General features: G+C 68.4%; 5 protein-coding genes and 2 pseudogenes. 3 read left to right on the top strand and 4 right to left on the bottom strand.

Translation table 11 applies throughout. From position 1 onward, the window contains the following. Positions 1 to 158 (top strand): annotated as a pseudogene (locus EOT10_RS40745) (FMN-binding glutamate synthase family protein); the annotation flags it as partial. A gap of 260 nt (positions 159 to 418) precedes the next feature. Here the strand turns inward: EOT10_RS40745 and tpg are convergent. Continuing rightward, positions 419 to 991 carry a telomere-protecting terminal protein Tpg gene (gene tpg, locus EOT10_RS40740; RefSeq protein ID WP_317617392.1) on the bottom strand — a complete coding sequence of 191 codons (573 nt, stop codon included), beginning with the start codon at positions 989 to 991 and terminating at the stop codon, positions 419 to 421. 141 nt (positions 992 to 1,132) lie between these two features. Here tpg and EOT10_RS40735 point away from each other — a divergent pair, with 141 nt between their 5' ends. After that, on the top strand, positions 1,133 to 1,471 hold the full coding sequence (locus EOT10_RS40735; protein ID WP_127833419.1) for an STAS domain-containing protein: 339 nt from the start codon (positions 1,133 to 1,135) through the stop codon (positions 1,469 to 1,471). 69 nt (positions 1,472 to 1,540) lie between these two features. On the opposite strand, the pseudogene EOT10_RS40730 reads toward EOT10_RS40735, so the two are convergent. The 3 genes and pseudogenes from EOT10_RS40730 to EOT10_RS40720 form a co-directional block, all read right to left on the bottom strand. Then, positions 1,541 to 1,727, bottom strand: a pseudogene (locus tag EOT10_RS40730) (transposase family protein); the annotation flags it as partial. A gap of 377 nt (positions 1,728 to 2,104) precedes the next feature. Further along, positions 2,105 to 3,580 carry a sodium:solute symporter family protein gene (locus EOT10_RS40725; RefSeq protein WP_127833417.1) on the bottom strand — a complete coding sequence of 492 codons (1,476 nt, stop codon included), beginning with the start codon at positions 3,578 to 3,580 and terminating at the stop codon, positions 2,105 to 2,107. Next, positions 3,577 to 3,777 carry a DUF3311 domain-containing protein gene (locus EOT10_RS40720; RefSeq protein ID WP_127833416.1) on the bottom strand — a complete coding sequence of 67 codons (201 nt, stop codon included), beginning with the start codon at positions 3,775 to 3,777 and terminating at the stop codon, positions 3,577 to 3,579. The genes EOT10_RS40725 and EOT10_RS40720 overlap by 4 nt, the downstream gene beginning before the upstream one ends. Positions 3,778 to 4,236: 459 nt before the next feature. Between EOT10_RS40720 and EOT10_RS42535 the strand changes: the two genes are divergently transcribed. Continuing rightward, positions 4,237 to 7,152: a SpoIIE family protein phosphatase gene (locus EOT10_RS42535; protein WP_223281528.1), complete on the top strand. Its 2,916-nt coding sequence runs from the start codon at positions 4,237 to 4,239 to the stop codon at positions 7,150 to 7,152. The last annotated feature ends 811 nt before the right edge of the window (positions 7,153 to 7,963 follow it).

The following is a 7,963-nucleotide window of genomic DNA, read 5'->3' as shown; positions in this document are numbered from 1 at the left end:
ACGACATCGAGATCATGAACGGCGACTACGAGGGCCGCACTCTGGCCGGCGTCTACGGCTACAAGGACGGCTGGGGCGAACTCGGCCCGCACCTCGCCGATGAGATCACGGCACTGATCGCCACCAAACCAACCTCCGTCCAGAAGCCGGCCGTCTGACGCGCCGACAGCGGCAAACACCCAATTCCCCGTGCGAAGCACGAGGGGAACACCGGCCTGTGGGTGGGCAGGACGTGGTGGTGGGGGCAGCAGCACTCCGATGCGTCCAGCCGGCCTGCAGCTGTTCGATGCGCATCGACACCGCACGCTCAACCCGCCGACTCAACCGCTCGCTCGCAAACTGAAGCGCTCCGTGTGCATTGATGTGGTCGGGTAGCCGGACCACAATTGATGCCCGCGGGCAGTTCGGGCAAGGGCCTCTACAGGTCGAACTCCAGGTGCTCGATGTCCGTGAACTGGACCTCTTCCAGGCTTCCGGCGCGGCGGCCGCCGTCCTGGAAGTAGACCTCCTTGAGCGCTTCGGCAGTGATCTCCTGGAGCTCGACGTCGCTGGCGCCGGTCTCCTGGGCGTCGAAGAGGCGGGCGGCGTAGCGGGGCGGCAGGGCGACGGTCAGGTGCCGGATGCGGTCCTGGTCCGTGGACCCGATCGGTGCGGTGTAGCCCATGCGGGCGCGAGTGTCGATGACGATGCCGCCGGTGCTGGCCGCCTTCTCGCGGGCCTTGGCCCGGATCTGCGGCTGCCACCGCTTCTTCACCTCGCGCTGCAGGCGCGTGGCGAGATGCGGGCGCGGCTTCTTGGCCTGATCGGCCACGTACCGCTCCACCTGCCGCTGGGACATGCCGAGCAGTTCGGCGACCGCCTTGGTGCCCTTGAGTTGCTTGACCAGGTACCGCATCTGCGGGCCCGCGGTTCGCCACGGGTCGGCCTTGCCCTGTGGCGTGCTCCGCACCGTGCCGAGGACCGCGCCCGGGCAGCGCCCGGCGGTTGGCATGCTGTGCCTTCGCGGGGTAGAGGCGTGGGCATGCGCGTGCTGACGAGTGAGGTCCTGGCCAGCCGTTCGTGCATATGCGGAACGGGCGTGCGGCAGGCACGGCCCGAAACCTCTCCCCAGGGCATCGCCGTTAGGCAGGCCATGCACCCCAAAATTGGCATCAGCCACCGTGACGAGAAGGGCTGGACCGTGGTCGAGGTCCACGGCGAGGTCGACGTCGCCACCGTGCCCCGGATCAGGGAGTACGTGAGCGCCTGTATCGATGCGGGCCGGCATCACCTCATCGTGGACATGGTGGGCGTCCCGTTCATGGACTCGACGGGCCTCGGGCTCCTCGTCGGCATCGGCAAGCGGATCCGAACGCACACCGGTGATCTCAGGCTGGTGGTCACGAATCCGGGTGTTCTCCAGATCTTCCGCGTCACGAGCCTGCACCGGGCGTTGCCGATCTATGACTCGGTGGAAGCCGCGATGGGGTGACATGAGAGACGACGACAGACGCCCGGTGCCCCGCCCGCACCTGCCGGGCGCCTACTGGCTGAACAGCTCCGGGAGCGACTGCCCATAGGTGTGGCAGCAGCCGCGGCGTGGGACACACCAGGCGCCGAACTCGTGCACGGACCACCACCCGTCGTTCGTCGACCGGCACATCGGCCACCGTCCGCCAGTGATAGCCGTGCACGCGTTCCGACGATGCCCCGCACGCCGCGGGCAGGCTGATGACCAGCGGCGACAGGCCCGAAAACACCGTCTGCACAAGCTCGTTGACATCCTTCACGCAAAGGTCAACGACCCCTCGCGACGCTCCGCCACCACCGAAGTGAGACAGGGCCTAAATGACACACCCGAACCCGAACGGGCCGGCCGCACCGACACCACCCACTTCGGCAGCGTCCCCATCCCCGGTGTGAACGCCCACGGGCCGGCCGGGGCGCCGAGGAGAAGGCGACGGCGAACAGGCTGTGCCGCTCCATCGCCGCTCTGGCCCGCGAGCCTTCGCCGCCATCGTCCCCTTCGCCGCAATCGGGCGGCCTCGTCGTCGCCGTTCCCGCCCGGTCCGGTGGCCCCGCGTGCGACACGCGGGGCCACCGGGTCAGTGACCTGCTGAGGGCGTCAGGCGTTCTCGGTCGCGAGGGACGATTCCTGGAGTGCCGGCTCGCGCGTCGCGGCGGAGACCGCGAGCGTGACCACGACGTTCAGGGCGAGCGCGATGATGCCCACGTTGAGGTCCTTTACCGATTCCGGCAGGGACGGGAACAGGCTGCCCACGGTGACTCCGGTGACGGTGACGGCGGCAACCGTGGCCACGCCGACGATGATCCCGGTGGCCGCACCCTGCTTGGTGACCACCGGCCGGGCCAGAAGGCTGCCCAGTACCGCCGGAAAGAGTTGGGTTACCAGGGAGTACCCCATCAACAGGAGGGAGACCAGTGAGCTGCCGCCGTTGAAGGTGAAGTACAGGGAGACCAGGGCGATCACCGGAACCAGCAGTTTCGCGAGCTGACCGACCTGCGCATCGGATGTGGTGGGGCGGGCGACGCGGTAGACGTTCTTGGCCAGGCAAGTCGCGGAGGTCATCAGCAGTAGGGAGCCGGGGACGAGTGCGGTGAGCAGACCGGCGCCACCGACGATGCCGACGACCCACGGCGGGAAGCTCGCCGTCGTGATGCGCAGCAGCGAGAGGTCCGCGTCGGCGCCTTTCAGGCCGGGTACGACGAGGATCGCCGCGAAGCCGACGAAGAACACGAAGAGCAGGACCAGTTGGTAGAGCGGCATGAAGATCGCGTTGCGCCGGAAGACCTTCTCGCTCTGCGCCGTGTAGCTGGCGCTGAACGTGTGCGGCCACATGTAGAAGCCGATCGCCGACAGCAGCACCGTGGAGGCGAACCACGAGGTGCTCATTCCGCTGGAGGGCAGGGTGAGGAAGTGAGGTTTGGCCTGGTCGACGGCATGGAACATGTGCCCGATGCCGCCGAAGTAGTGCAGGGGCAGGTAGAGGCCGAGGAAGAGGACGACCGCGAGGATCGTGACGTCCTTCAGCAGCGCGGTCCAGGCCGAGCCGTGGATGCCGGAGATCGTCACGTACGCGGTCAGGGCCACCGTGCCGATGACGATGGCCCAGTGCGCGGAGATGTGACCGTACGAGGCCACGGAGACGATGATGCCCAGGCCCTTCAACTGCAGGACGAGGTACGGGATCATCGCGATCACGCCGACGAGCGCGACAAGGCTGCCCAGCAGCGGGCTGCTGAACTTGGCCACGAAGAAGTCGGACTGCGAGATCAGCCGGTGCTCCTTGGCATAGCGCCAGATCGGCGGCAGCAGCCAGTACGACAGGACGTAGGCCAGCGAGGCGTAACACAGGATGTAGTACGCGGGCGCACCCTTGCCGTACGCCCAGCCTGATGCCCCGAGGAACGTGAACGTCGTGTAGATCTCGCCGGCCAGCAGGAGGAAGACGAAGGTCGTTCCGAAGCCGCGGCCGCCCACCGACCACTGCTCCAGGTCCATGTCCTTGCCGCGCCGGGCGCGAAGGCCCAGCGCGATGGCCGCCGCAAGGAAGGCGAAGATGACGGCGAGCGCGGTCATGAGCTGGACTCCTCGCGGTTGGCCGGGTCGAGCCGGTAGATCACGGTCATCGTCGCTGCGATCAGCACGACCCACATGACCAGCCAGAAGAGGATGAAGGGCATCCCCAGGACATAGGGGGTCACCCGGTTGGCGAAGAAGATGCCACCCAGGATCCCGATGAACGGGACAGCGCCTAGCAGATACACGGGTTTCATGGGGATGAACTCCTCATGGGGTCGCGGACGGCCGTATGAACAAGCGGCACGGCCGGACAACGGGTGTGGTCGGTGACTGGGTCGTGCACCGGCACCCGCGGGTGGAGCGGGAGAGAACGCCACCGATGCATGGGTGCATCCCGGGCTTCTATGGGCCGGCGTTCGAGGCCCCAGCGGAAGACGAAGCGCGCGAACCGATGGGCGCAACTTCTACTATGTGGAATTTGCTTTCCGCTATGGTGAAGTCAACGCGCCGGCCGGGGGAAAGTCAATGAATCCTGAGTAAATCAGGGAATGTTGACATTTTGTTGAAAAATTTTGGACATACGGTTCAAGAGGGATTTGTACCGTAAGCGAAATGCGTGCTCAGCGAGCATTTACTGAGCTTTGGTCGTGGCCTGACTGCCCCGATTCGGTCGCTGAAGGGCAGTGAAGGGTTCCGGCAGATGAGGAGGCCGCATGCGCAGGCGCGGGCACCAGGCAGCAGACCCGGCGCCGCGAAGAGCTCTCCCGCCTCTCGGTCTGCACAGCTTCGCCGGCCAGGCGATGTGGGTGCAGCTGGGTCTTGTGGTGGTACTTGTCGCCGTCGCGGTGGTGACGCTCGTACTCCAGTCACGCAATGCGGCCTCTCAGGAGGCGGAGCAGCGTTCACGGGCGGTGGCCGAATCCGTCGCGGCGGTGCCCGGCATGGTGCAGGCGCTGGACGGGCCCGATCCCACCGCCGCCCTCCAATCGCGGACCGAGCAGATCCGGCGCCGGACACACGTCGACGCGGTGGTGGTGTTCAGCCCTCAGGGAATCCGGTACACCCATCCCGACCCGAAGCTGATCGGCAAGCACGTTGTCGGCCCGTACAAGCAGGCGCTGACGCAAGGCACCTTCACCCGCACGTTCACGGCGAGCACCGGCCCCACGGTGATCTCGATCGCACCGGTCACCCGGGACAACGGTACGGTCGCCGGGCTGGTCTCGGTGGGGATCACCGTCAAGCGGGTGCAGCACACGGCATCGGCCGTGCTGCCGGTGCTCCTGGGTGGTGCGGCCGGCGCCCTCATCGTCTCCGCGGCCAGTACGGTGCTGCTCGCCCGAAGGCTGCAGCGGCAGACGCATGGCATGGGCCCCGCCGGAATGGCGCGGATGTACGAGCATCACGACGCGGTGCTGCACTCGGTCCGCGAGGGCGTACTGATCATGGATGCCGACCATCGCCTGCTGCTGACCAATGACGAGGCGCGGCGCCTGCTGGATCTGAGGCCCGACGCCGAGGGCAAGCGGGTCACGGACCTGGGGATGGACCCGAAGACCGTCGACCTGCTGACCTCCGGCGGCGACGTCTCGGACGCGGTGTCCCCAGCCGGCGACCGGCTCCTGGCGATCAATATCCGGCCCACCGACGTGCCCAGGGGCCCGGCGGGCAGCGTGGCGACACTGCGCGACACCACGGAGCTGCGCGCGCTCGCGGGCCGGGCGGAGGCCGCCGGGGAACGACTCCGACTGCTCCACGCCGCCGGGGCGCGGGTCGGAACGACGCTGGACGTGCGCCGGACCGCCCAGGAGCTGGCCGACGTGGCCGTGCCCGGGTTCGCGGACGTCGTCACGGTCGAACTGGCGGACCCGGTCCTGCAGGGCGACGAGCCGACGACGTGGGACGGTCCGCTGCGCCGTGCGGCGGTCAGCGTTGCCCCGCCGCATAGAAGCGAGGGGGCGAGCGCCGCGGCCTCGCACGGAAACGAGGGGCCGAGCACCTGGGCGCCGGCCGACGGGCACGCTGCGGCCGCGCAGCACACCCCCCGCGGCCATCAGGGCAGTGAACGTGTGTCCGGCTCTTCCCTCACGGGCGACAGCGCACGGCAGGAAGCCGCCCCTTCCCCTACCAGACCCCCCTTGGACGAGCTGGTCATCTACTCCCCTCCCACCCCTCAGTCGCTGGCGCTGGAAACCCGTCGAGCCGTGCTCGCCCCGGTTCCCGCCGACACGCAGGCATGGTCGGAGCACACAGCTCAGCAGACTGGGCATGAGCCGGGTCTCCGCTCCCTCATCACCGTTCCGGTCCGTGCCCGCGGCGTGCTGCTGGGATTGGCCAACTTCTGGCGGTACCAGGAGTCCGATCCGTTCGACGAGGACGACCTCGCCGTGGCCGAGGAACTCGTAGGCCGGGCAGGAGTCAGCATCGACAACGCCCGCCGCTTCACCCACGCCGATGCCATTGCCGTGACGCTGCAGCGCAGCCTGCTGCCGGAGGCGCTGCCGGACCAGGAAGCGGTGGAGGCGGCCTATCGGTACCTGCCCGCGCAGGCCGGGGACGCCGGGGTGAGTGGCGACTGGTACGACGTCATCCCACTGCCCGGCGCACGGGTCGCGCTGGTCGTCGGGGACGTCGTCGGACACGGCCTGCACGCGACTGCCACGATGGGGCGGCTGCGCACCGCCGTCCACAACTTCTCCACGCTGGACCTGCCGCCAGACGAACTGCTGGCCTACCTCGACGAACTGGTCACCACGATCGACGACAGCCTGGGCGCGGGCTCGGCCCACATCTCCGGCGCGACCTGCCTGTACGCCATCTACGACCCGGCCACCGGGCGCTGCACGATCGCGACGAAAGGCCACCCGGGCCCCGCGCTCGTCCAGCCCGACGGCACGGTGTCCTTCCCCGGCATTCCGGTATCACCACCCCTCGGGCTCGGTGGCGAACCGTTCGAGACCGCCACGCTCGAGCTACCCGAAGACAGCCGACTGGTGATGTTCACCGACGGCCTGGTCACCGACCGGCATCGGGACATCGACACCGGCTTGGAGCAGCTGCGCACAGCGCTGGCCGGGCTTCCCGGCCGGACCGCGGACGAGACCTGCCAGGGCGTCCTCGACGCCGTACTTCCCTCGCACCCGAGCGACGACGTCGCCCTGCTCGTCGCCCGCACCCGCCGGCTGGATGCCGAGCGCATCGCGGAGTGGGCGGTGCAGCGCGACCCGGCCGACGTCGCCCGGATCCGCACCAACGTGACCGACCGGCTCACCGCCTGGGGCCTTGAGGACCTCAGCTTCGCCACCGAACTCATCCTCAGCGAGCTGGTCACCAATGCCATCCGCTACGGAACCGAGCCCATCACGGTCCGGCTGATGCGTGCCGGCAGCCTGATCTGCGAGGTGGCCGACGGCAGCAGCACGGCCCCGCACCTGCGCCGGGCCGCGGCGACGGACGAAGGGGGCCGCGGGCTCTACCTCGTCTCCCGATTCGCCGAACGGTGGGGCACGCGCTACCCGGAAACCGGCAAGGTCGTCTGGACCGAACAGTCACTGACACCTGGCGCCCCACCCTTGTCCGACATCACGGACGAGGCTCTCCTGGATCAATGGGACGACTTGGCCCCGTAAACCGGCTACCCGCTTGGAGGCTGTCAGCAGCCCCCTGCCGAAGAGCCCAGGCACGGTAAAGGCTCAAGGAAGCTCTTGAAGTGGCTGGTCAGCGGGGTGGCGTGACCTGTACAACAAGCGGCTGTCGGGCCCGGACGCGCTCACCGTCCCGACGCTGCACCAGGTGTGCTCGACGCTGCGCGAGGGCTCAGTCCTCACCGCGAGACCTCGGTTCGTGGCCGACGAGCACGCGTCGAGTTTGGAACCGTGCGGCCTGGCCACCCCGGGCCAACGCGTCTCTGACCGGCAACGCGCTGCCCATCGTCCCCGACGACGGTCTCCTTCTGTGCGACCCCGACTGGCTCTCTTGCCACGGTTCTTGACGACTCCGTGGTAAGTCCGGTCCCTGATCCACGCCGTGCCTCCCAGGTCACGCCCGAGAGCGATTGACATCGGACTGGACCGTCCCCCGTCGCTGACACATACGCCAGGCGTCTCACCAGCTCAAGCACGACGTGAACACTCCACCGCTTGGAAAGGCCGACTTCGGCTGGATGCTGCGGCTCGGTTGGATCACAGCCCCGGCGGCTCCGGCCACCCCAAACGCCCGTCCGGCAGCCACCACCCGACTCGACTGTGCGTGGCTTTCCACCTCTGAGCTCGAACGTCGCGTCGCACACGCTCACTCACCCGCGTCGCGTCCGTTCGCCGGGGCCATCAACTGTGATCGTGCAGTGAAACGGTGCACGCCTGTGCGCCGGGCCCCGGTGGTGGTCTGACGGCGCCGGCGGGGCAACCATGTGGGAGCTCTGTTCTGCTCTTTGAGGGGTCG

The sequence above is a fragment of the Streptomyces antnestii genome (assembly GCF_004005495.1).
GTDB lineage: Bacteria > Actinomycetota > Actinomycetes > Streptomycetales > Streptomycetaceae > Streptomyces > Streptomyces antnestii.
This window is presented reverse-complemented; position numbering and strand designations above follow the sequence as displayed.